This is a genomic window from uncultured Streptococcus sp., assembly GCF_963545685.1.
In the GTDB taxonomy this organism is placed as follows: domain Bacteria; phylum Bacillota; class Bacilli; order Lactobacillales; family Streptococcaceae; genus Streptococcus.
Genome location: NZ_CAUUKN010000007.1, coordinates 43,805 through 66,744 on the forward strand (window position 1 = coordinate 43,805; position 22,940 = coordinate 66,744).

General features: G+C 40.8%; 21 protein-coding genes, 1 pseudogene and 1 riboswitch. Of the genes and pseudogenes, 17 read left to right on the forward strand and 5 right to left on the reverse strand.

Annotation, left to right across the window (positions count from 1 at the left end):
- Nucleotides 1-67 precede the first annotated feature (67 nt).
- On the reverse strand, nt 68-643 hold the full coding sequence (thiT, locus tag RWZ99_RS02615; protein WP_314676185.1) for an energy-coupled thiamine transporter ThiT: 576 nt from the start codon (nt 641-643) through the stop codon (nt 68-70).
- A gap of 81 nt (nt 644-724) precedes the next feature.
- Nucleotides 725-842: riboswitch (TPP riboswitch) on the reverse strand.
- A gap of 103 nt (nt 843-945) precedes the next feature.
- Between thiT and RWZ99_RS02620 the strand changes: the two genes are divergently transcribed.
- From RWZ99_RS02620 to RWZ99_RS02630, 3 genes are all read left to right on the forward strand, one after another.
- A complete protein-coding gene (locus tag RWZ99_RS02620; RefSeq protein ID WP_073686131.1) occupies nt 946-1,326 on the forward strand; it encodes a PH domain-containing protein in 381 nt (126 codons plus the stop codon).
- 12 nt (nt 1,327-1,338) lie between these two features.
- Complete coding sequence (locus RWZ99_RS02625; RefSeq protein ID WP_314676186.1) at nt 1,339-2,247, forward strand: magnesium transporter CorA family protein; 909 nt, start codon at nt 1,339-1,341, stop codon at nt 2,245-2,247.
- 190 nt (nt 2,248-2,437) lie between these two features.
- Nucleotides 2,438-4,015, forward strand: a complete 1,578-nt coding sequence (locus tag RWZ99_RS02630) for a DEAD/DEAH box helicase (RefSeq protein ID WP_314676187.1) — start codon at nt 2,438-2,440, stop codon at nt 4,013-4,015.
- A 212-nt stretch (nt 4,016-4,227) separates the two neighbouring features.
- Here RWZ99_RS02630 and RWZ99_RS02635 read toward each other — a convergent pair whose 3' ends face one another.
- The 4 genes from RWZ99_RS02635 to RWZ99_RS02650 form a co-directional block, all read right to left on the reverse strand.
- Nucleotides 4,228-5,043, reverse strand: a complete 816-nt coding sequence (locus tag RWZ99_RS02635; RefSeq protein WP_314676188.1) for an SH3 domain-containing protein — start codon at nt 5,041-5,043, stop codon at nt 4,228-4,230.
- A 210-nt stretch (nt 5,044-5,253) separates the two neighbouring features.
- Nucleotides 5,254-5,523, reverse strand: coding sequence for a GIY-YIG nuclease family protein (locus RWZ99_RS02640; protein WP_314676189.1), 270 nt, complete (start codon nt 5,521-5,523; stop codon nt 5,254-5,256).
- Nucleotides 5,524-5,526: 3 nt separating this feature from the next.
- Nucleotides 5,527-6,291 (reverse strand): tRNA1(Val) (adenine(37)-N6)-methyltransferase, encoded by a 765-nt coding sequence (locus RWZ99_RS02645; protein ID WP_314676190.1) that lies wholly within the window; start codon nt 6,289-6,291, stop codon nt 5,527-5,529.
- 49 nt (nt 6,292-6,340) lie between these two features.
- Nucleotides 6,341-7,393, reverse strand: coding sequence for a polysaccharide deacetylase family protein (locus tag RWZ99_RS02650; protein WP_314676191.1), 1,053 nt, complete (start codon nt 7,391-7,393; stop codon nt 6,341-6,343).
- Between the two features lie 93 nt (nt 7,394-7,486).
- Here RWZ99_RS02650 and RWZ99_RS02655 point away from each other — a divergent pair, with 93 nt between their 5' ends.
- The 14 genes and pseudogenes from RWZ99_RS02655 to RWZ99_RS02720 all read left to right on the forward strand — a co-directional run.
- Nucleotides 7,487-8,242, forward strand: coding sequence for a 1-acyl-sn-glycerol-3-phosphate acyltransferase (locus RWZ99_RS02655; protein ID WP_314676192.1), 756 nt, complete (start codon nt 7,487-7,489; stop codon nt 8,240-8,242).
- Nucleotides 8,243-8,349: 107 nt separating this feature from the next.
- Nucleotides 8,350-9,045: a helix-hairpin-helix domain-containing protein gene (locus RWZ99_RS02660; protein ID WP_314676193.1), complete on the forward strand. Its 696-nt coding sequence runs from the start codon at nt 8,350-8,352 to the stop codon at nt 9,043-9,045.
- Nucleotides 9,035-11,275 carry a DNA internalization-related competence protein ComEC/Rec2 gene (locus RWZ99_RS02665; RefSeq protein ID WP_314676194.1) on the forward strand — a complete coding sequence of 747 codons (2,241 nt, stop codon included), beginning with the start codon at nt 9,035-9,037 and terminating at the stop codon, nt 11,273-11,275. Before RWZ99_RS02660 ends, RWZ99_RS02665 begins: the two co-directional genes overlap by 11 nt.
- Nucleotides 11,276-11,360: 85 nt before the next feature.
- Nucleotides 11,361-12,623: a UDP-N-acetylglucosamine 1-carboxyvinyltransferase gene (locus RWZ99_RS02670; RefSeq protein ID WP_314676195.1), complete on the forward strand. Its 1,263-nt coding sequence runs from the start codon at nt 11,361-11,363 to the stop codon at nt 12,621-12,623.
- A gap of 65 nt (nt 12,624-12,688) precedes the next feature.
- Nucleotides 12,689-13,234 carry a GNAT family N-acetyltransferase gene (locus RWZ99_RS02675; RefSeq protein WP_314676197.1) on the forward strand — a complete coding sequence of 182 codons (546 nt, stop codon included), beginning with the start codon at nt 12,689-12,691 and terminating at the stop codon, nt 13,232-13,234.
- On the forward strand, nt 13,227-14,507 hold the full coding sequence (gene spxR / locus RWZ99_RS02680) for a CBS-HotDog domain-containing transcription factor SpxR (RefSeq protein ID WP_314676198.1): 1,281 nt from the start codon (nt 13,227-13,229) through the stop codon (nt 14,505-14,507). The genes RWZ99_RS02675 and spxR overlap by 8 nt, the downstream gene beginning before the upstream one ends.
- Before the next feature lie 43 nt (nt 14,508-14,550).
- The gene (locus RWZ99_RS02685) at nt 14,551-15,411 is read left to right on the forward strand and encodes a methionyl aminopeptidase (protein WP_314676200.1); all 861 of its coding nucleotides are present in this window, start codon (nt 14,551-14,553) and stop codon (nt 15,409-15,411) included.
- 1 nt (nt 15,412) lies between these two features.
- Nucleotides 15,413-16,372, forward strand: a complete 960-nt coding sequence (locus RWZ99_RS02690) for a YihY/virulence factor BrkB family protein (protein ID WP_314676201.1) — start codon at nt 15,413-15,415, stop codon at nt 16,370-16,372.
- A gap of 89 nt (nt 16,373-16,461) precedes the next feature.
- Nucleotides 16,462-16,971 (forward strand): QueT transporter family protein, encoded by a 510-nt coding sequence (locus RWZ99_RS02695; protein ID WP_314676202.1) that lies wholly within the window; start codon nt 16,462-16,464, stop codon nt 16,969-16,971.
- A 50-nt stretch (nt 16,972-17,021) separates the two neighbouring features.
- Complete coding sequence (gene ligA / locus RWZ99_RS02700) at nt 17,022-18,980, forward strand: NAD-dependent DNA ligase LigA (RefSeq protein ID WP_314676203.1); 1,959 nt, start codon at nt 17,022-17,024, stop codon at nt 18,978-18,980.
- Between the two features lie 9 nt (nt 18,981-18,989).
- The gene (locus RWZ99_RS02705) at nt 18,990-20,003 is read left to right on the forward strand and encodes a diacylglycerol kinase (protein ID WP_314676204.1); all 1,014 of its coding nucleotides are present in this window, start codon (nt 18,990-18,992) and stop codon (nt 20,001-20,003) included.
- A gap of 123 nt (nt 20,004-20,126) precedes the next feature.
- Nucleotides 20,127-21,152, forward strand: a complete 1,026-nt coding sequence (locus tag RWZ99_RS02710; RefSeq protein WP_314676205.1) for a hypothetical protein — start codon at nt 20,127-20,129, stop codon at nt 21,150-21,152.
- Nucleotides 21,153-21,231: 79 nt separating this feature from the next.
- Nucleotides 21,232-22,218 carry a WYL domain-containing protein gene (locus RWZ99_RS02715; protein ID WP_314676207.1) on the forward strand — a complete coding sequence of 329 codons (987 nt, stop codon included), beginning with the start codon at nt 21,232-21,234 and terminating at the stop codon, nt 22,216-22,218.
- Between the two features lie 109 nt (nt 22,219-22,327).
- Nucleotides 22,328-22,940 (forward strand): annotated as a pseudogene (locus RWZ99_RS02720) (hypothetical protein); the annotation flags it as partial.

The window sequence follows — 22,940 nt, forward strand, 5'->3', positions numbered from 1 at the left end:
GTCGTAACATCTCATAAAAACAAGAAAAACCATAGGACTGCCAAATAAGACTGTCCTATGGTTTCTTTTATTTTTCCGTATTGAGTAATCTGCCTAGGAATCGTTGCAGGGTGAAGAAAACGATGAGGCTGGCCAAAGTTTCTCCTAGGAAAGATGAGCTATTGACAATGAATGAGTAGAGATAAGGGCTTTGTCCTTTAGGAGCATAGCTTCCCCAAAAGATGACACCGGCTATAAAGTGAATGAGGTAACGAGCAAAGCTACCAAGCAGAATTCCCCCAGTGATATACATGAGAGACTTAAGTTTATGGCCTTGTTTAATGGCTTTATCGAGGGCTGGTTTGACCACACCACTAATCCCAATAAGGGTAAAGGCAACAAAATATTCCAGAAAACCTTGTGTTAAGGTCAGCCAACCGCCGGCTGCTTGTCCTGTCACCACTTGAAGCAGTCCCCAGATGAGACCGCCCATAGCACCAGCTCCAACTCCCCAGCGAAAACTAAGGAGAAAGATAGGGACCATTTTAAAGGAAAGGGAAATCCAAGGGCCTATGGACATGGGTTGAGTAACCAAGTCGAGAATATAAGCAATGGTCGTCAAAAGTGCAACCTCAATCATTGGTCGAATATTTGTTTTCGACATAAAAAAACCTCCTATACCAATCGTCTTGATTGGCTATTTTTTGCCACATCAAAACGACGTCATAGAAGTTCCTCTATTTCAATCTATTTTGAGACACATCCCTACGCAGGTCCTAACCTGATCAGGTGGTAAGAGTTTAGGCAGGTCTTGAAAAAAATCAAGCTAGTCATTCTCAGCAATTGCTCCTCTTGTGACTCTTTCATTGTACTACCAGAAACTAATTTCTGCAAGTGTCTCAAATCTTAAAATGTGGTATAGTTAAAGCAAGAACTATCTTTAAAGTAAAAAAAGGAGAAACAACTATGGGAATTTTTTCAGGATTGCTTGGCAATGCGTCTAAGAAAGATAATGATAAGGTTGAGCGTCAATTGGAAGGCATCTTGATTCCAGGTGAACAAGTGGAGTTAGCCTATGTCCTTGTTCGTGACTTGATTGTCTTTACAGAGAAACGCTTGATTTTAGTTGACAAGCAAGGTGTTACAGGGAAGAAGACATCTTACAAATCTATCCCTTATCACTCAATCTCTCGTTTCACTGTAGAAAGCTCGGGCCACTTTGACCTAGATGCTGAACTTAAGATTTGGATTTCATCAGCACTTGAGCCTGCAGAAGTGCTTCAATTTAAGAGTGATAATAATGTCTTTGAAATCCAACAAGCCTTGGCAGCAGCAGTGCTAGAGTAATGAGGACGAAAAATGTTTATTGAAAAGGAACTAGGTTACAAGCGTCACTGGATTAATATTGACTCAGACATTATTTCTGAGCAATCCTACCTTTATACCAAGTATGATATTGACCAAGAAACCATAGAGTACGCCTTGGATAAAAATGAACGAGCCCACATGGATTACAACCGTGAGAATGGGACAATCACCTTTATCTATAATGTTCTGGCACTTGAAAAGGACAAGGAATACTATGAAACCATTCCTCTGACCTTTATTGTACAAGATACGCGTTTGGTGACCATTAGTAACGAGGATAATGCTTATGTGATAAGCAAGATGCAAGACTATGTGGATAACCATGAGGATTTGTCCATCTACAAGTTGCTCTTTGCAGGACTTGAGATGATTTCAAATGCCTATTATCCCGTTATTGAACGCTTGGATCAGCAAAAAGATGAAGTTAGTCGACGCCTAAGACAGACCACGACAAGTAAGAATCTTTACGAGCTTTCAGATTTGGAAACAGGCATGGTCTATTTGGTGGCTGCAGCTACACAAAACCGTCTCCTTTTGGAACACATTAAGGGGCATGCCATTTATCGTCGTCTCAATGAGGTCGAAAAAGAGCAGTTTGATGATGCCATGATTGAAGCCAGGCAGTTGGTTGCCATGACAGATCTTATTTCAAATGTCTTACAGCAATTATCAGGTTCTTATAATAATATCCTAAACAACAATCTGAACAACAACTTGAGTAATTTGACTATTATCGAGGTACTCTTGGGGGTTCTTGCGGTTATTACCGGTTTCTTTGGGATGAATGTTCCTCTGCCTTTTATGACTGCCAGTCCAGCCTGGATTTTCATCATTGTTGGTAGTGTGATTCTTTGTTTGGTCTTGGCCCGCTATCTGCGTTGGTTGGTTCATAAAAAATAATCAGTGAGTGAAACCGTCTTCTCAAATTGGAGGCGGTTTTAAAACGTTATTCTCTGTCTTTTTATCCTTAAATATGATAGACTAGATGAGTTGTTAAATTAACGACTGTAAAATACAAGCAGATGCTTTATCTGCTCACCCAAGTCTCATAAGGTAGCTTCGCACTACCTTCAATAGAAAGAAGAATACTTTGAAATTTACAGATTTAAACCTATCAGAAGACATCCAATCAGCTGTTGTAGCTGCCGGTTTTGAACAACCATCACCTATCCAAGAGTTGACAATTCCACTGGCTCTTGAAGGTAAGGATGTCATCGGTCAGGCCCAAACTGGTACTGGTAAAACAGCTGCCTTTGGTTTGCCTACCCTAGATAAAATTCGTACAGAAGAAAATACAATTCAAGCCCTTGTTATTGCCCCAACACGTGAGTTGGCAGTGCAATCTCAAGAAGAGCTTTTCCGTTTTGGCCGTGATAAGGGCGTTAAGGTTCGCTCAGTCTACGGGGGTTCGAGCATTGAGAAACAAATCAAGGCCCTCCGTTCAGGTGCCCACATTGTAGTAGGGACACCAGGTCGTCTCCTTGACCTTATCAAACGTAAAGCTCTTAAACTCAACAATATCGAGACTTTGATTTTGGATGAAGCTGATGAAATGCTTAACATGGGCTTCCTTGAAGACATTGAAGCGATCATCAGCCGAGTACCAGAGGAACGTCAAACCCTTCTCTTCTCAGCAACTATGCCTGATGCCATCAAACGTATTGGTGTTCAGTTCATGAAAGATCCTGAGCATGTGAAAATCAAGGCTAAAGAATTGACCAATGTTAACGTTGACCAATACTTTATCCGAGTGAAGGAACAAGAGAAGTTTGATACCATGACTCGTCTTATGGATGTTGACCAACCTGAATTGTCAATCGTCTTTGGACGTACCAAACGTCGTGTGGACGAGTTGACACGTGGTTTGAAACTTCGTGGTTTCCGTGCAGAAGGTATCCACGGTGACCTTGACCAAAACAAACGTCTTCGTGTTATCCGTGACTTCAAGAACGACCAAATCGATATCTTGGTTGCAACAGACGTTGCGGCGCGTGGTCTTGACATCTCAGGTGTTACTCACGTCTACAACTACGATATTCCACAAGACCCAGAAAGCTACGTTCACCGTATTGGACGTACAGGCCGTGCAGGCCAATCAGGTCAATCGATTACTTTTGTAGCGCCAAACGAAATGGGTTACTTGGGAATCATCGAAAACTTGACTAAGAAACGCATGAAAGGCCTCAAGCCACCAACAGCTCAAGAAGCCTTCCAAGCTAAGAAGAAAGTTGCCCTTAAGAAAATTGAACGTGACTTTGCGGATGAAGCTATCCGTGCTAACTTTGACAAGTTTAAGGGTGATGCGGTTAAATTGGCTCAAGAATTCACACCTGAAGAATTGGCGCTTTACATCTTGAGCTTGACCGTTCAAGATCCAGAGACAATGCCAGAAGTGGAAATTGCGCGTGAAAAACCATTGCCATTTAAACCATCAGGTGGTGGCTTTGGTGGTAAAGGTGGCCGTGGTAACCGTGGTCGCGATAACAACCGTCGTGGTGGATACCGTGGCGACCGTAACCGTGATGATCGAGACGGTGGCCGTCGTGACTTCAAACGCAAGTCTAAGAAAAACAGCCGTGACTTCGAAAATCGTGGCAACAAACGCCCACACCGTACCTCAAGCGAAAAGAAAAACGGCTTTGTTATCCGTAACAAGGGTGATAAGTAAGAATTAAAACGCTCTATTTTTTAGAGCGTTTTTTCATAAACCTATTTTTTTAGACTTTCCTTAGGTGAGTGCGGACGTCAGCTACTTTTCTCACAGCGGTAAGTCTCCCTTTTAGTTACCAATGCGCTTGAAAAAACAGAACAACTTTATGTTTAGGTTATTAGCACAATGTTTAAATGATGATAAGGTAGTCTAAATGTCTAAAATTTAAATCAATTCACCTGAACATATCTTCTAATGCCACTTGAACTAATGTAAGACAACCATTCGTGTCCATCTTCTGTGACTTTCATGTCATAGTTAACGTTAGAGCCAGGATCGAGGTAGAATTCAATAGGTGCATTTACACTAGGTGAATTTTTCACTGGAGTTTGTTGTACAGTTTGATAACTACCGGATACTGAGATACCACTATCTACTGGAGTTGTTACTGAATTGTTATCAGCTTGGACATAGCGTCTAATACCACTAGTACTAATGTAAGACAACCATTCATGACCATCTTGAACAACTTTCATATCATAGTTAACATTAGAACCGGCATCAAGATAGAATTCAACAGGTGCATTTGTACTAGGTGAATTTTTCACCGGAGTTTGTTGAGTTGTTTGATAGCTACCAGATATTGAGATACCACTATCTATTGGGGTAGTTGTTGCACTATCTTTGGTAGGTTGTTCTTGAGTGGATGGTGAGTTACTTGCAGATTGTGAGGTTGATGGTGACGATGGCTGATTATTGTTTGAAGCAACTGAGGAAGATGTATCATTATTATTTTGTGATGAGTTTGAGTAAGAAGATGCGTTATTTGAAGGTTCTTTCGCTTGTTTACTTGAACTTGAAGATTTACTACTATCTTTTGTCGACGACTTAACCTCACTAGATGAGCTCCTAACTTTACTGCTTTCTGCTGTTGATTTTGTGTTGCTAGCCTGTTTCTGACTAGAAGTTGAACATGCTCCAAGTAATACCAATGAAGACATGGTGATTATGGAAAGTAGAAATTTGTGAGAAATCTTGTTTTTCATATTATTTCCTCTTTTCTAGTTTATTGAAGATAAGTAAGTATTTTCAAGGCTCGTGAAAACATGCCATTAAGAAACATAAAATTTTCAATTTATATTTCTATTTTCATCTACATTATAGTGTTTTTTTTATGAAAGCGCAAACATTATGAGTGTAAAATAGTTATTATGAGAAAGTAGAAGTAGTCTCAAGTAAAGTCAAAAAACACACGGTTATTTTTCCGTGTGTTCTTTGATATAAGCTAGTTTTTTTTCTCGGCTTTTTTTCTTAAAGCGTGCTTCGGCGCTCATGGCTTCTGGTTTGCTGTCAAAGGCTTCTGAGTAGAGGAGTTTAACTGGTAAGCGGGCTCTGGTATACTTGGCGCCTTTGCCTGAGTTATGGGTTTTGAGGCGGCGTTCGACGTCTGTGGTGTAGCCTGTATAGAGGGTGCCATCGACACACTCGACCACATACATGTAGGCCTTGGTTTCCTTTTCTGCCATCGTTTAGGACTCACCCTCAGCCTTTTTTCCAAAGTAAATCTCAAAGATGTCGTCAGTATAGTCGCCATTTTCTTTGTGAACAAAGAGGGGAGGAAGGATTTTCAGTCCATCTGTCGATCCATCTTTAATGGCTTCAATCAGGAGCATATTTGCCTCACGTCCCATCTTAGGATAGATAAACTGAATGCGTTTAGGCGCTAGATTATACTGGCGCATGGTGTCGATGATATCCAAAAAGCGGTCAGGGCGATGCACCATGGCAATGCGTCCATTAGATTTGAGGGCATGACGAGCGACCTGGCAAATTTCTTCCAAATTAGTCGTGATTTCGTGACGAGCCAAGAGGTAGTGCTCTGACAGATTTTTCTTAGACGTTTCTGTCGCCTTAAAGTAGGGAGGGTTACAGAGGATAAGGTCCACCTGAGATCGTGGCGCATGGTCAAGCAAATTTTTCAGGTCGTCATTGACAACAGTCACCTGGTCCTCTAGTTGGTTAAGAGTTACGGAACGCTTGGCCATATCAGCCAGGCGTTCTTGCAACTCAACCAAGGTAATCGGTGCCTCGGTGCGTGTGCTGGCAAAGAGACCAACGGCACCATTTCCCGAACAGAGGTCGACGATTAATCCCTTCTTTGGAATTTTTGGGAACCGAGAGAGGAGGACGCTGTCAATAGAATAGCTGAAGACTTCCTTATTTTGAATGATTTTTACATCTGTGGAGAAGAGTTGATCAATGCGTTCTCCATCTTTTAAAATTGGATTTGTCATAGTTTTAATTGTAACAAAAAACAGCTCCCAAAGGAACTGTTGCGAGTGATTACTCTAGGACACCGAAGGTATATCCTTGATTTTTGAAATATTCGATAATTTGTGGAAGGGTCTGAACAGTCAGCTCCTTACCAGCTGTATCGTGCATTAATACAACTTTAACGGTAGTTTCAGGGAAATATTTCTGTGAACCATCCATATAAGCCATCATGCTTTCAGATGTGGTTGGACGAACAGAGAGTGGTTCCGCATCCCCACTAAGCATGTTCCAATCAATCCACTGGATACCCTGATTGGCGAGAGCTTGGTCAGTTGCCTCCAATCCTTGCCATGACATATGACCACCAGGATAACGGAAAACTCTTGTTTTGAAGTCCTTACCTAGGATGGCTTGGAAATTGGCGTTGGTTTGGTTAACTTCAGAAATAATTTGACTTTGATTTGGAACACGCCCAGGATAAAGTAGGTTAAAGTTGTGGCTAAGGCTATGGTTAGCAATAGCGTGTCCTTCTGTAATTTGGCGTTTGAGGATGTCCGCATTTTCTTGACTAATAGTATTCCCAATGTGGAAGAATGTGGCATGAACACCGTATTCTTTCAAGATATCCATGACTTTTGGTGTCAATGTAGGATCAATCCCGTCATCGAAGGTTAAAAAGACAACCTTATCGTCAACATCTTGAGAGACACCTCGGATAGTGTTATTAACAGCAGTAACGTCGTAGGCATAATCAGAGGCTTCAATGCTATGGTTACTACCTTTTTTGAGTTGTGTTTTATCGACTTCTTTAGCTTGTTCTGAAGAAGAATCTACTTCGTTAGCTTGTTCTGAAGAAGAATCTACTTCGTTAGCTACTTGTTCGGTTTTTTCAGTCTGAGCTACTTGTTCAGCTTTAGAGCTGTGACGTTGTGACAAGACAAGGCCTAGAATAGCCAGTACGGCCAAGTTAGCAATAATGAGGCATAGATTAAGTGCCTTCCTGTTTTTACTTTTAATTTCGATACTTCTTTTCAATAGATTAAGTGCCTTCCTGTTTTTACCTTTAATCTCGATACTTCTTTTCATAGTTACATTATAGCTTAAACTATTAGAAAGTGCCACAACATTTTCAATTGTTTTACAAAGAAATTTGATGAAAAAGCGCTCCTTTTTTTGGTATAATAGTTAAAAAATTGTAGAAAAAGAGGTAAAAACGTGTTTTACGCTTATTTACGAGGGCTTGTTGTCTTCCTTCTTTGGATTATTAATGGCAATACCCATTATCATAATCGTGACAAGTTATTGAGTAAGGACGAGAACTATATCTTGGTGGCTCCACACCGAACTTGGTGGGACCCTGTTTATATGGCTTTCTCAGCTCGTCCTAAGCAGTTTATTTTCATGGCTAAGAAAGAACTTTTCAAGAATCGTATCTTTGGTTGGTGGATACGTATGTGTGGTGCCTTCCCGATTGACCGTGAAAATCCTGGTCAGGAGGCTATCAAGTATCCTGTCAATATGCTTAAGAAGAGTAATCGTAGTTTGATTATGTTCCCAAGTGGTAGTCGTCATTCTTCTGATGTTAAAGGTGGGGTTGCGGTTATCGCTAAGATGGCTAAGGTTAAGATTATGCCAGTTGTCTATCAAGGACCTCGTGAACTCAAGGGGCTCTTGACAGGTGAACGTGTGGATATGAACTATGGTAATCCTATCGATATTTCAGATTTGAAGCGTTTGAATGACGAGAATATTCAAGAGGTTGCTCGTCGTATCCAGTCTGAATTTGATCGCCTTGATGAGGAAGCTTTGAGCTATCAAACAGGTAAGAAACCAAATCCATTGACTTATATTTATCGTGTACCTCTTGGTCTTGTGGCTATCATTGCAGTGATTTTGACGATGGCTTTCTCATATGTAGCTAGCTTTGTTTGGAATCCTGAAAAACACCGTGCCAAAGAAACACAGAAATAAGCTAATAACTCTGTCAGACATAGATCTGATGGAGTTTTTTTCTTTTTGATATATTTTTCAAGTTTTTTACGAATAAGAAAGAAAATATATCAATTAAGGAGAATAGCGTGAAGGAAAAGATTCTAGCCTATGTTAAGGATAATCGTCTATTTGTGAGTATCATTGGTGTGCTGATGGTGATTTTCTGCTTCTTTCTATGGATGACTTGTGGTGCAGGAAACAGCATGGAGGCAGAGACGTCTTATACAGATGTGACCACCTTGTCTACCTCCTCATCTAAACAAAGCTCAAAATCACTTACGGAAGCGTCTTCTCAGTCACAAACTGAAAGAAGTGAAAAAGATAAGTCAAAAGTAACGGTAGATGTTAAAGGGGCTGTGGTCAAGCCAGGTGTCTATACGTTAAAAGCAAGCGCTAGGGTGACAGATGCCATTCAGGAAGCTGGAGGAATGACAGAGGATGCGGATGCTAAGAGTGTTAATTTAGCGGCAAGCTTATCAGATGAAGAGGTTATTTATGTAGCCAATAAAGATGAAAATGTTTCTGTCCTTGGTCAATCAGGTACTGGTCAGGTCTCTGAGAAAGGAGGGCAGGCTTTATCTAAGGATGGCAAAATTAACTTAAATACAGCAACCTCAGAGGAGTTACAAACTATTTCTGGAATTGGAGCTAAGAGGGCAGAGGATATTATCGCTTATCGTGAAAGTCATGGTGGCTTTCAATCTGTGGATGATTTGAAAAATGTCTCAGGAATCGGAGATAAGACTTTAGATAAAATCAGAGAGTCCATCTATGTGGCTTAAAAAAGCTCCAATCAATCTCTTTTCCCTAGCGCTTTTAATAGCTGCTCTTTATTTTACTATTTTTGTATCTAATTTCTATGCTATTGGGACTTTTGTCTTTCTGATGGTCTGTTTTTTGAAGCATCATTGGAAGAATAGAGCAGCTCTAAAGTTGGTGGGATTTGTAGGTGCTTTCTTTTTGGTCTACTTTTTATTTTTATACCATAGAGCCACCATGCAAGATAAGCAAGCTCCTGCTGAAATTCGTCAGGTGACACTGGTTGCAGATACGCTCTCAGTTAATGGTGAGCAATTATCAGCAATCGGCAAGTCAAATGGTCAAACCTATCAGGTCTTTTACCGGTTAAAATCTGAGAAGGAGCAGCATTTTTTTAAGACTACTAGTCAAACGCTTGTTTTAAAAGGAAAAATAAAGTTGTCCTCGGTAACTGGTCAACGTAATTTTCAAGGCTTTAATTATCAGTCTTATCTAGCTAGTCAGGGCATCTATAGGATTGCTCAGATTGAGCGTCTGGATCATGTCGTAAGCCCAAAATCTATATCTCCGATAGCTTTTTTCCATCAACTAAGGAGGAGGGCTTTAGTTCATATTCAGACGCATTTTCCTAATCCGATGAGACACTATATGACAGGACTGCTCTTTGGATATTTGGATAAGGAGTTTGATGAGCAGAGTCAACTCTACACCAGTTTGGGGATTATTCATCTATTTGCGCTTTCGGGTATGCAGGTTGGCTTTTTTCTTGGCTGGTTTCGCTATGGGCTTCTTCGTTTGGGTCTTCCCAAAAATTATCTCCTTGCTATCTTATTGCCTTTTTCGATTTTCTATGGCTTAATGACTGGTTGGACGGCTTCGGTCTTACGTTCTTTGATTCAAAGCCTGTTGGCTGAGTGTGGCATTAAAAAACTTAACAATATGGGCATAACGTTGCTTCTATTATTTCTAGTTTTGCCTCATTTTCTTTTAACGGTAGGAGGTGTTTTAAGTTGTTCTTATGCCTTCTTGTTGTGTTTATTTGATTTTGAGGAGATGCCGTCCTTTAAAAAGTCAATCTATATGAGTTTGGTATTGAGTCTTGGGATTTTGCCTTTTTTGACCTACTATTTTGGAACTTTTCAACCATTGAGTTTGATTCTGACGGCAATCTTCTCTCTAGTTTTTGATAGCTTTCTCTTGCCTGCCTTAACAGTGTTTTTTACACTTTCAAGACTGGTAATCTTTTCTCAATTTAACCTACTTTTTGAATGGATGGAGTCCTTTTTGACTTGGGTACAATCTTGGGGAGGCCAGCCATTGATTTTAGGAAAACCTAGCTTGTTTCAGTTCACCTTGATGATAGTTGTATTGGTTTTGCTCTTTGATTTTTGGAAAAAGCCTCAGTTTAGAGTATGCCTCTTGATGATTTTTAGTCTTTTGATGGTCTGGGTCAAACATCCTATGATCAATGAGGTAACAGTGGTTGACGTTGGTCAAGGAGACAGTATTTTTTTAAGGAGTATGAAAGGTGAGACTATCCTGATAGATGTAGGGGGCAAGGTGACTTTCGGCTCCAAGGAAAAATGGCAAGAGGGAAGTCAGACGAGTAATGCGGAGAAAACCTTGATTCCCTATCTACAGGCAAGGGGAGTGTCTCAAATTGACCATCTGGTCCTGACTCATACGGATGCAGACCATATTGGTGATTTGGAGGAAGTGGCTAAACGGTTTAAGATTAAGGAAATTTGTGTCAGTCAGGGGGCTTTGACTAAACCTAGTTTTGTCAAACGTCTTCGATTTCTTAAACGTCCCGTTCGCACTTTAAAGGCTGGCGATAAACTGCCTATGATGGGAAGTAAGCTACAGGTTCTTTATCCCAATAAAGTTGGTGATGGTGGTAACAATGATTCACTTGTTCTCTATGGAAAGTTATTTGGGACCAGTTTTCTGTTTACTGGTGATTTGGAAAAAGAAGGAGAGGAAGAATTGATGACCAGCTATCCAAATTTAAAAGTAAGTGTCCTCAAAGCGGGACATCACGGCTCTAAAGGCTCTTCATCAGAAGCATTTTTGGATCAGTTAGAACCATCACTTGCTCTTGTTTCAGCTGGTGAAAATAATCGTTATAAGCATCCAAATGTTGAAACATTAGAGCGTTTCAAAGAACGTCATATTAAAGTTTTACGCACAGACCAGGACGGTGCTATTCGGTTTAAGGGGTGGTCCAAACTAACTAGTGAAACTGTCCGATAATTGTTGGATTTCTTAATTTGTCATGCACCTCAATCTATGGTAGAATGTAAAGGCTAATATTCCAGTATAAGAAAGATTGAACAGTATGCGTAAAATTATCATCAATGGTGGTAAGAAACTTCAAGGAGAAGTTACAGTATCAGGAGCTAAAAATTCAGTTGTTGCTTTGATTCCAGCCATCATTTTATCTGATGGAGTGGTTACTCTTGACGGGGTACCAGCAATCAGCGACGTCGATAATCTAATTGAGATTATTGAAGTAATGGGTGGTTCTGTTAAGCGTGATGGCGAAACACTTGAAATCGACCCTCGAGGCGTTAAAGATATGCCAATGCCATTTGGCAAGATTAACAGCCTTCGTGCTTCTTATTATTTCTATGGTAGTTTGCTTGGGCGTTATGGTCAAGCTACAGTAGGTTTGCCTGGGGGCTGTGATTTAGGACCACGTCCTATTGACCTTCACCTAAAGGCCTTTGAAGCTATGGGTGCTAGCATTTTCTATGAAGAGAAAGCTATGCGTATTGCTACGGATGCTGGTCAACGCATCAAGGGTGCTCACATCTATATGGATACGGTTAGTGTGGGGGCGACTATCAATACCATGTTGGCAGCGGCTAAGGCTGACGGTCGTACTGTTATTGAAAATGCTGCTCGTGAACCTGAAATTATTGATGTGGCAACGCTTCTCAACAATATGGGTGCGCGTGTACGTGGCGCTGGTACAGAAGTCATCACGATTGATGGTGTAGAGAGCCTACATGGGACTCGCCATCAGGTTATTCCAGACCGTATTGAAGCGGGATCCTACATTGCTATGGCAGCAGCTATTGGTAAGGGAATTAAAATTAAAAATGTTCTTTATGAACACCTTGAAAGTTTTATTGCTAAGCTTGAAGCAATGGGTGTTCGCATGACCGTTGAAGAGGATGCAATCTTTGTGGAAGAACAGGGTGATTTAAAACCTGTTGACATTAAGACATCACCTTATCCTGGTTTTGCGACGGATTTACAACAACCAATGACACCATTGCTGCTGAAAGCGAGTGGCCGAGGAAAAATCATTGATACTATCTATGAGAAGCGTGTAAATCACGTTCCTGAACTAGCTCGTATGGGTGCTGATATTCAAGTACTTGGTGGTCAGATTATCTATAATGGTCCAACGCAACTCTCTGGTGCACCTGTGAAAGCCAGTGATTTGCGTGCGGGTGCTGCACTCGTTACTGCAGGACTTATGGCAGATGGTCAGACTGAAATAACAAATATTGAATTTATCCTTCGAGGGTATTCAAATATCATTGAGAAACTTTCTGATCTTGGTGCAGATATTCGTTTGATTGAAGATTAAGTCTAAGGTTCAACCGCTAGTGGTTGAACCTTTTTCCATTTCTAAAACTGTGTTATAATACTATCATGGATATTTGGACTAGTCTGGGTGCTTTTGCCTTTTTTGAGTCGGAGCGCCTTTCTTTTAGACCACTCGTCTTTTTAGATCGTTTTGACTTACATGAGATTGTGTCAAATCCAGAGAATCTACAATTTTTCTTTCCTGCTACCCAAACGCAGTATGAAACAGATTGCCTCTTGGTTCATTATTTCATGAAGGAGCCTTTGGGTATTTGGGCAATTGTAGATCGAGAGTCTAATAAGTTAGTTGGGGTCATTCGTTTTGAAAAGATAGATGTCCAGAAAAGGACTGCAGAGCTCGGTTATTTTTTGAATGCTTCTTATTGGGGTAGAGGTCTAATGACTGAGGCAGTTACTTGTCTGTCAGATTTGGCTTTGACAGCTATGGGAATGGAACGCATTATCCTTATTGCTCATTTGGAAAATAAGGCATCGATTCGTGTGGCAGAAAAATCTGGTTTTAAACTGGTGTCTCGTTTCAAAGGAGCAGACCGATACACCCGTACTATGCGAGATTATCTCCGCTTTGAGAAGGAGGAGAACTGTGAGTAAACATCAAGAAATTCTGGATTATCTAGAGGCTTTACCCATCGGTAAACGAGTTAGTGTGCGTAGTATTTCTAACCACTTGCAGGTTTCTGATGGCACTGCTTACCGAGCCATTAAAGAAGCTGAAAATCGCGGACTGGTTGAAACGCGTCCTCGAAGTGGAACAGTTCGAATTGAAAAGAAAGTCCAGGTACGCCTTGACAAACTGACCTTTGCGGAGATTGCAGAGATTACAGAGTCTGAGGTGATTTCGGGTCATGAAGGTTTGGAACGTGTCTTCAGTAAGTTTTATATTGGAGCCATGACCATTGAGAATATCACCCGTTATCTAACAAAAGGCGACCTTCTCATTGTGGGAGACCGGGAAGATATCCAGTTATTAGCCCTAGAACACAATAATGCTATTCTGGTAACCGGAGGCTTTCAGGTTTCTGATAGGGTAAAAGAGCTTTCTCGTTTGAAGCAATTTCCAGTCATGGTCACTACTTACGACACATTTACTGTGGCGACTATGATTAACCAGGCGCTTTCGAATGTTCGTATTAAGACAGATATCAAAACAGTCGCTCAAGTCTATACTAGACGAGAAGACTACAACTATATGACTCCAGAAATGACAGTCAAGGATTTTCAAAATTTGGTTAAACGGACTAATCTTGTTCGTTTTCCTATTGTGTCTGAGGATGATAGGGTTATTGGGATTGTGACCATGCGAGATGTGTCTAATCAGCTTCCGACCACTATGGTTAAGGCTGTTATGACAAAACCGACAGTGACTCGTTTGGAGACCAGCCTTGCGACTGTGGCCCAAAAGATGATTTTTGAAGACTATGACATGATTCCAGTTGTAGATGATGAGAAACATTACCTAGGTACTATCACTCGTCGTCAGGTTTTAGAGGAACTCCAAGATAATAACCGTGGGGATCTCCATACCTTTAGCGATCAAATGATAGCCAACCTTAATCATGAGAAGAATACCTTTAGTTTTGGGGTAGAGCCGACCATGATTGATAATTCTGGAAACCTGACACAGGGTGTTCTTGCAGAAATGGTTAAAGAGGTCGTTTACCGAACTATGGAGAATCAAGAACAAAATGGTTTGGTGATTGAAGAGATGATGTTTTACTTTCTTCAGGCGGCTCAGATTGATGATAAGGTAACGATTACACCCAGTATCATTGCTGAAACCAGACGCAGAGCTCATTTAGACCTTATGGTTACTCATGGCAATCATACAGTTTGTAAGTCAGTAGTAGTGGTCAAGAAAACTTAATAAGCCATTTAAAATTAAAGAGATAAAGAAAACGGAGAAAATAATGATTACACTAAAATCAGCACGTGAAATTGAAGCGATGGATAGAGCGGGAGATTTTCTTGCAAGTATCCACATTGGCCTACGTGACCTCCTAAAACCAGGAGTGGATATGTGGGAAGTGGAAGAGTATGTTCGCCGTCGCTGTAAAGAAGAAAATGTTCTTCCACTTCAGATTGGGGTCGAAGGAAGCATCATGGACTATCCTTATGCGACATGTTGTGGTCTTAATGATGAAGTAGCACATGCCTTTCCACGTCATTATACTTTGAAAGATGGGGACCTCTTGAAAGTTGATATGGTTTTGTCAGAACCTATCGACAAGTCAGTGCTTGATGTATCAAAATTGGATTTTGATAATGTTGCCCAGGTAAAAAAATATACAGAATCATATGCTGGTGGTTTGGCTGATTCATGTTGGGCCTATGCGATTGGAACGCCTTCTGATGAGGTTAAAAACCTTATGGAAGTAACCCGTGAAGCCATGTATCTTGGTATTGAACAAGCGGTAGTTGGTAATCGTATCGGTGATATCGGTGCTGCTATTCAAGAATATGCTGAAAGCCGAGGCTATGGTGTTGTTCGTGATTTGGTCGGACACGGAGTTGGACCAACAATGCACGAAGAACCAATGGTTCCTAACTATGGGGTGGCTGGACGTGGTCTTCGCCTTAAAGAAGGAATGGTCTTGACTATTGAACCAATGATTAATACAGGAACTTGGGAAATCGATACAGACCTTGAAACTGGTTGGGCTCATAAGACTCTTGACGGTGGTCTTTCTTGCCAATATGAGCACCAATTTGTTATTACTAAAGATGGTCCAGTAATTTTGACTTCTCAAGGCGAAGAAAGAACTTATTAATATGAAACGACAAGGCTTAATGGCCCGTTTCCTGGATAAACTCCAGTGGCGCCCTTTGCAGGTTTATCTTAGTCATTATCGTAGTGCAGAGATAGATATTTCAACTATTGCAGTGGCTTACTATCTCATTTTGACGGTCTTTCCGCTCATTGTCATTGCTGCCAATGTCTTTCCCTATTTGAATATCGATACGACTGATCTCTTGAAGTTTATGGATGAGCATCTTCCTAAGCAGTTTTATGCACCTGCAGCTAATGTTGTTCAGGACATCTTCTCGACACCTTCTGGGCAGTTGTTGGGAGTTGCCTCTTTGACGGGATTTTGGACCATGATTAAGTCCTTATCTTCGCTTCAAAAGGCGATTAACAAGGTATATGGTGCTTCAGAACACCGTGATGTTTTTATTAGCCACATTGTCGGTGGCTTCATGAGTCTCGTCATCTTGTTCCTACTCACCTTTGCTCTAATGCTGTCTACGATTATTCAGTCGGTTCTTAGAGTTATTACACAGACCTATCCTATTGGTTCCAATATGACTCAGCTTATTTTATACAGTATCCAACCTCTGAGTATTGCAGTTGTCTTCCTGGGAATGATGGTGCTTTATTTTGTACTTCCGAATGTAAAGATTCGAAAAATCCGATACATCATGCCAGGGACTATTTTTACAACTTTGGTGATTGGGTATTTGAGCAATTTGTTTGGAACCTACGTGATTCGTACCTTGAGTCGATTGGTTGATATCAAGTTGTTCGGATCGATTATGATTTTCGTCTTCATGCTTTGGTTCATCTTCCTAGCCAGAATCTTGATTTTGGGTGCCGTCTTTAATGCGACCTATCAGGAACTTAAACAAGGTGAACTGCACAGTAGAAGGGGTGACGTACTTACCATAATTCAGCGTTTTTCTGGAGATGGTAGTGACAGCAAAAAACAAAAAAATGATGAGGATAAGTCTTAGAGCATAAAGAGAGCTTGGCGAAGCCCAGGCTCTTTTGATGGGTTAATGAGTCTTTGTTGGTAGAAAAACATATTAGTTATGGAGGAAAAATGAAAAACAAAACTGTTCGCGATTTAACACATATTGCTATTGTGGCGGCTCTTTACGTGGTCTTGACTATTGTGCCACCTTTCAACTTGATTTCGTATGGTCCCTACCAGTTCCGTATTGCGGAAATGTTCAATCTTTTGGGATTTTATAATCGCAAGTATATTATTGCCGTTACTTTGGGGTGTGTGATTGCTAATTTCTTTAGTTTTAACATGATTGATGTGGTTGTTGGAAGTCTCTCAACGCTAGTCTTTGTTGGTTCAGGTGTTTATTTCTTTGACCGCTTTAAGAATCAAGATATTTTGGGTGGTCTCTTTGATAAGGCTCATGTTTATTTTGCTTTTTATTTCTCATTCTTCATGGTGACTATCGCTGCAGAGTTGACCTTGGTTACTCAAGCGCCATTTTGGGCTACTTGGTTCACTGTCGCTTTAGGAGAATTGGCATCACTCTTAGTTGGTGCGGTCTTTATCAAGAAATTGGCTAAAGTAATCGATTTTGTTTCTTAAATTAACGTCTGTAAAGGCGTTTTTTTCTGCTTTTATGTTAAAATGTTCCTATGGAAAAACGAATGAAAGAGCTGGTTGACAAACTCAACCAGTATGCAAAAGAGTATTATACTGAAGATAATCCTTCGGTGTCAGATGCCGAGTATGATAAGCTCTATCGTGAGCTCGTAGCTTTGGAGGCTGAACACCCAGAACTGGTTCAAGCAGATAGCCCGACTCATCGTGTGGGAGGTCTGGTTCTTGATGGTTTTGAGAAATACCAACATGAGTATCCACTTTATAGTTTGCAGGATGCTTTTTCACGAGAAGAGCTAGACGCCTTTGATAAGAGGGTCAAGTCAGAATTTCCTAACGCTGACTACATGGCTGAGCTAAAAATTGATGGTCTTTCAATTTCTCTAACCTATGTGGATGGTATTCTTCAGGTGGGGGCAACACGTGGTGATGGTTCAGTTGGTGAAAATATCACTGAAAACGTGAAGCGTATCTCAGATATTCCACTGAAGTTGGATCAACCGCTTAATATTACCGTGCGTGGGGAGTGTTATTTGCCACGAGCTGAGTTTGAACGCATCAATACCCAACGTCAAGAAAATGGTGAGGCGGAATTTGCCAATCCTCGTAACGCTGCTGCAGGGACCCTTCGTCAATTGGATACTAAAGTGGTGGCTGAGCGTCGTTTGGCGACCTTCCTTTATCAGGAAGCCAGTCCAACGGAACGATTGACGCAAAATGATGTCTTGAATGAAGTGGCAGAACTTGGCTTTTCCGTTAATCCACGCCGTATTGTGACATCATCGATGGATGAGATTTGGGACTTTATTCAAGCAGTCGGTCAGGATCGTGATCACTTGGCCTACGACATTGATGGTGTTGTCATCAAGGTCAATAGCTTGGCCATGCAAGAAGAACTAGGCTTTACAGTTAAGGCGCCACGTTGGGCCATTGCCTATAAATTTCCAGCTGAGGAAAAGGAAGCAGAACTTCTCTCTGTTGATTGGCAGGTGGGTCGTACAGGTGTGGTAACGCCGACGGCTAATTTGACGCCAGTACAATTAGCCGGGACCACGGTTAGCCGAGCTACTCTTCATAATGTGGATTATATTGCTGAAAAAGACATTCGTATCGGTGATACCGTTATTGTTTACAAAGCTGGTGATATTATCCCTGCTGTTCTTCGTGTGGTAGAAAGTAAGCGTACGACACAGGAGCCGATGGAAGTACCGACTCAATGTCCTTCTTGTGGCAGTGGTCTCTTGCATTTTGAAGATGAAGTGGCCCTACGTTGTATCAATCCATCTTGTCCTGCTCAGATTAAGGAAGGCCTGATTCATTTTGCATCTCGTGATGCCATGAATATTGCAGGCATGGGACCTTCAGTGGTTGAAAAGCTCTTTATAGCTGAATTGGTTAAGGATGTGGCAGATATCTATGGCTTGACTAGCCAGGATTTCCTCCAGTTGGAAGGTTTCAAGGAAAAATCCGCTGAAAAACTATATGCCGCTATTCAAGCATCAAAAGAAAATTCTGCAGAGAAACTGCTCTATGGCTTGGGCATTCGTCATGTCGGTGCCAAAGTAAGTAAGCAGTTGCTAGAAGCTTTTGGAACTATCCAGGAGTTGGCAAATGCAGATGTTCAAGCTATTGCTGCGGTAGATGGTTTGGGAGAGGTTATTGCCAAGTCAATCCAGCGTTATTTTGCCAAGGAGGAGGCTCAAGTTCTTCTGAAAGAACTGGAATCCTATGGCGTTAATTTATCCTATCTTGGACAAAAAGTAGCAGATGATGCCATCCTATCTGGTAAGACTGTTGTTCTGACAGGAAAATTGGAGCATCTTAAACGTAGTGAAGCCAAGGCAAAATTAGAGGCCCTGGGTGCTAAGGTGACGGGTTCGGTCTCTAAGAAAACAGATTTAGTGGTTGCTGGTAGTGATGCCGGAAGTAAGTTGGAAAAAGCACAAAGCCTAGGAATTGAAGTAAAAGATGAGGCTTGGTTGCTGGATTTATAGGAGTTCAATATGAAACAAAAACGTGCCCGCTTAATTTATAATCCAACATCTGGACAAGAAATTATGAAGAAAAATGTTGCTGAGGTCTTGGATATCCTGGAAGGTGCTGGTTTTGAATCGTCTGCTTTTCAAACCACCCCGGATGAGAACTCAGCAAAAAATGAGGCCACTCGTGCAGCAGAAGCAGGCTTTGATTTGGTTATTGCGGCTGGTGGAGATGGAACAATTAATGAGGTTGTTTCTGGGATTGCCCCGCTTGATAAACGTCCTCAAATGGCTGTTATTCCAACAGGAACAACAAATGACTTTGCTCGCGCCTTAAAGATTCCAAGAGGGAATCCTATTGAAGCAGCCAAGGTCATTGCTAAAAACCAAACCCTTCAGATGGATATTGGTCGTGCCTATGACGATAAATACTTCATCAATATTGCGGCTGCAGGGTCTTTTACGGAACTAACCTACAGTGTTCCTAGTCGACTTAAGACAGTCCTTGGTTATTTGGCTTATCTTGTTAAGGGAGCGGAGTTACTTCCTCAAGTTAAGAAAGTTCCGGTCCGCATTAGCCATGATGAAGGCGTCTTTGAAGGTGGCCTGTCTATGATTTTTGTTGCCTTGACCAATTCAGTTGGTGGCTTTGAAATGATTGCTCCAGATGCCAAATTGGATGATGGTAAATTTACCCTAATTATGATTAAGACAGCCAATCTCTTTGAATTGGTTGACCTTATTCGTCAGATTCTTCAAGGTGGCAAACACATCTACGATAAGAGGGTTGCTTATATCAAGACAAGTTCGCTAGATATTGAGCCTTTAAGTGAAGATCGTATGATGATCAATCTGGATGGGGAATACGGTGGCGATGCCCCAATTCACCTCCAAAATCTTAAAAATCACATTGAATTTTATGCTAATATTGATGAGATTTCCGATGATGCTATCACGCTTCCAGATACAGACGAATTAGCTCTCGAAGCTATTGCACAAAAATTCAGTACAGAAGCTGAAAAAATCGAAAATGATTAACGTTAACCTTTTAAGCAACCTAGGTCGGGTTGCTTTTTTACTATCATCTGTAGAAAATGACGCTTTCATTTGTTACAATAATAACAACTGGGAAATTGTTCTATAGTGTATTAGGGGGATTAGATGTTTAACAAGGAGAGTGACTTTCATTTTAGTGATGAGAGTCTAGAGAGTAAGGGAAATTCTTTTGACTCAGCTTTTAGTGACAAGGGTCCAGAGTTGGGATCTGCTTTTCAGGAGGAAAAAGCTGAGAAGCGGCCTTTCTTTTTGACCCTTGCCTTGCTATTGATACTTTTAAGTGTGAGCTGTATATCAGCCTTTTTATCCTGGTACTATATGCCGGTAATCTTGTATTTGGCTGTGATTGTGGCTTGCTTTGTCCTATCCATCATAATTCTTGGGAAGGGACTTAAGCGAGGAAGATTTATCTGTGCTGCAATCGTGGTTGCCTTGATTGGATTATCCTTTTTTGCCACTTTAGGCGGTTCTGTCTATCGAGGGGTTATGAAAAAAGACAGCTTGATTCATCAGGGACCTCAGTCAAACACTGAAGAGAATAAACCTGATAGTAATGATCCCAAAGACTACGAAAATGAATCTGCGGATTATAACTGGACGGAAGAAGATTTTGAGAATTTGAAGCCTAAGAAAGATACCTTGCGCTCAATTATCAAACGCCATGGTAAGGCAAATTATGTCGAGATGGAGTCCAGTGGTTTAAAGGTAGAATATAGTCGAGGAGATGAAAAAGAGTATATTAATCTCACTTTTGTAAAAAATAAAGAAGGTCAATATGTTTATGATGGTGGAACAGCGACTTATCCAGTTGATGGCGTTACTGAGGTTGATAATTATAGTAGTGACTGGACAATAGAACAGCTTAATCGGTTGCGTACTAAAGACCAAGAAATTTTTGGACCAGCAACACCCTTGTCTGAGGTGGTGAGGGAACACTCTCAGGCGGACAGTGCTCAGAGGCGCATAAGCGTGCATTCTTCAGGAGTTATGAATAAGACAGTTGATCTTGCTTATACTGATCAGAATAGCTCTATTGAGAAAGCAAAATTTTTAAAACTATCTTTTGAGTATAACGAAAAGAAAAAGGACTATTATTTGAGCTATAATTCCGCTTCTCGTTACTCTTGGTGAGGGACTATTTAGGCTTATTAATAACTAGACAGCAATTTTTTTAGTAATAAGAGATTCAATTATAAAGGGGGATTTTATAATGACAGCATCAAAAACCAAACGTCTCTTGTATTTTATGTCCGAATTGGAAAAGGGAAATGACATTTCAAAAACGGACTACCTTGCTCGCTTTGGCATAAGTGAGCGTACTCTTAAAGAGGATGTGAGTGAGCTCAAGGATAATTTGACCGAGCTCCGACCTAACATGAAAGTTAAGTATTCCAGAAAATACGCTTCCTACCATGCCGAGTATGAACAAGGTTATGGTAACCTTAAATACAATCAGGCAGTTATCCTATCTAAGATTCTTTTAGAGAGTCGTGCTCTTCGAAAGGATGAAGTAGCAGAGATAATCAACATCTTTGTTGAGAGAGCGGTAGATGATAAGGAACGCAGACGTATCAAGCGATTGACCGAGCTAGAACTAGATAGTTATCAAGAGCTTAAGATTTATCAGGAACAAGATAAGTCACTCTTACCTGCTATTTCAGCCATTTTCGATGCGATTGTGGACCAACGTCCATTGTCATTTAGCTACCGTAAGCCAGGAGAAAAAGTGGAGGAATATAAGGTCTTTCCGATTTCAGTCATTTTTGACAACCACTATTTCTACTGTATTTCTTACAAATTGGATGAGAACTTTACTTGTGATTATAAGTTCTCTGAAATTCGTTATTTCCGTGTCGATCGTTTCCAGACCATTCATAAATCTGAAAATGATGTCGCCTTCACGCTCAGTCCAGAACAACAAGCCCGTCTCATCACAGATGAGCAGGTGCGCTACCAAGCTTTCTCAATGCTTTCTGGTAACGAATGGGCTCGAATTACCTTTGAGTATAAAGGTCTCTACCGTGATGTCTTGGAGTCTGATATTCCAAAATTGAAATTGCTAGAGGAAAGTACTAGTGAAGGTGTTGATCGGGTTCGTTATGAGATTGAAACCTTTAGTTTACTAGGTTTTCAAAAGTATATTCAACGCTTTGATGGGGATTTTGTTTTCCTTAAGATTGAAGCAATAGATAACTAGTGAAATAGGCATTCCGATATTCGAATGCCTTTTTTAATCTGACAAAAATAGTATAATTGTGTTAAAATAGGAGTACGGAAGCGTTATCATTTCCATAAGGAGGGAAAATATGAAAGAAAAGAAAAAAGAAATGCAAAGACAAGTCTTGACGCTTTTAGGAATCTTGATTTTTGCCTTTGTTAACGTGTTCATCTTTGATGATAAGATGGGTGCCGGTTTTTCTGCCTTCTCAACTATCACTCTGATGAGTATTGGACTTTTGTCTAAGCGCACCAGTCTACGAGTTTTGGCTATTATTTCCTATCTCATCAATGTGGTAGCAGCTATTTTTGGCTTCAACTATGTTGGTTTTCTAACAGCAGTTCAGGCCATTGAACTTATCTTCGTTATCTGGTATCTTTACCCACGTGACACGTTTTTGAGACGAGATACAACGGATAAATACACTTATCGCTATCGTTGGATTCATTTGCTCTTGACGGTTTTGATTTCACTTGGAGGTTACATTGTTTTTGCAGTTGTTTCTAGTATTTGGAATGGTTCTTTCCTAGAATACGGTGGGAACACGGCTCTCATTTTCGCCATGCAGTACTTACTCTTCATAAGTATCACTAAGTCAAGGCAAGATGAACCGACTAAGGTTGCCCATTTGTTCCAAAAGGAACGTCGTACTAAGGAAATGAAAGCTGCAATAGAGGCTGAACGCCAAGCCAAAGAAAGAG

Coding starts and splice junctions, on each gene's coding strand:
- RWZ99_RS02690 (WP_314676201.1), top strand. CDS start 15,413: ATGAAACGACAAGGCTTAATGGCCCGTTTCCTGGATAAACTCCAGTGG.
- ligA (WP_314676203.1), top strand. CDS start 17,022: ATGGAAAAACGAATGAAAGAGCTGGTTGACAAACTCAACCAGTATGCA.
- RWZ99_RS02665 (WP_314676194.1), top strand. CDS start 9,035: ATGTGGCTTAAAAAAGCTCCAATCAATCTCTTTTCCCTAGCGCTTTTA.
- RWZ99_RS02705 (WP_314676204.1), top strand. CDS start 18,990: ATGAAACAAAAACGTGCCCGCTTAATTTATAATCCAACATCTGGACAA.
- RWZ99_RS02670 (WP_314676195.1), top strand. CDS start 11,361: ATGCGTAAAATTATCATCAATGGTGGTAAGAAACTTCAAGGAGAAGTT.
- RWZ99_RS02625 (WP_314676186.1), top strand. CDS start 1,339: ATGTTTATTGAAAAGGAACTAGGTTACAAGCGTCACTGGATTAATATT.
- RWZ99_RS02715 (WP_314676207.1), top strand. CDS start 21,232: ATGACAGCATCAAAAACCAAACGTCTCTTGTATTTTATGTCCGAATTG.
- RWZ99_RS02620 (WP_073686131.1), top strand. CDS start 946: ATGGGAATTTTTTCAGGATTGCTTGGCAATGCGTCTAAGAAAGATAAT.
- thiT (WP_314676185.1), bottom strand. CDS start 643: ATGTCGAAAACAAATATTCGACCAATGATTGAGGTTGCACTTTTGACG.
- RWZ99_RS02635 (WP_314676188.1), bottom strand. CDS start 5,043: ATGAAAAACAAGATTTCTCACAAATTTCTACTTTCCATAATCACCATG.
- RWZ99_RS02645 (WP_314676190.1), bottom strand. CDS start 6,291: ATGACAAATCCAATTTTAAAAGATGGAGAACGCATTGATCAACTCTTC.
- RWZ99_RS02675 (WP_314676197.1), top strand. CDS start 12,689: ATGGATATTTGGACTAGTCTGGGTGCTTTTGCCTTTTTTGAGTCGGAG.
- RWZ99_RS02695 (WP_314676202.1), top strand. CDS start 16,462: ATGAAAAACAAAACTGTTCGCGATTTAACACATATTGCTATTGTGGCG.
- RWZ99_RS02685 (WP_314676200.1), top strand. CDS start 14,551: ATGATTACACTAAAATCAGCACGTGAAATTGAAGCGATGGATAGAGCG.
- RWZ99_RS02640 (WP_314676189.1), bottom strand. CDS start 5,523: ATGGCAGAAAAGGAAACCAAGGCCTACATGTATGTGGTCGAGTGTGTC.
- RWZ99_RS02710 (WP_314676205.1), top strand. CDS start 20,127: ATGTTTAACAAGGAGAGTGACTTTCATTTTAGTGATGAGAGTCTAGAG.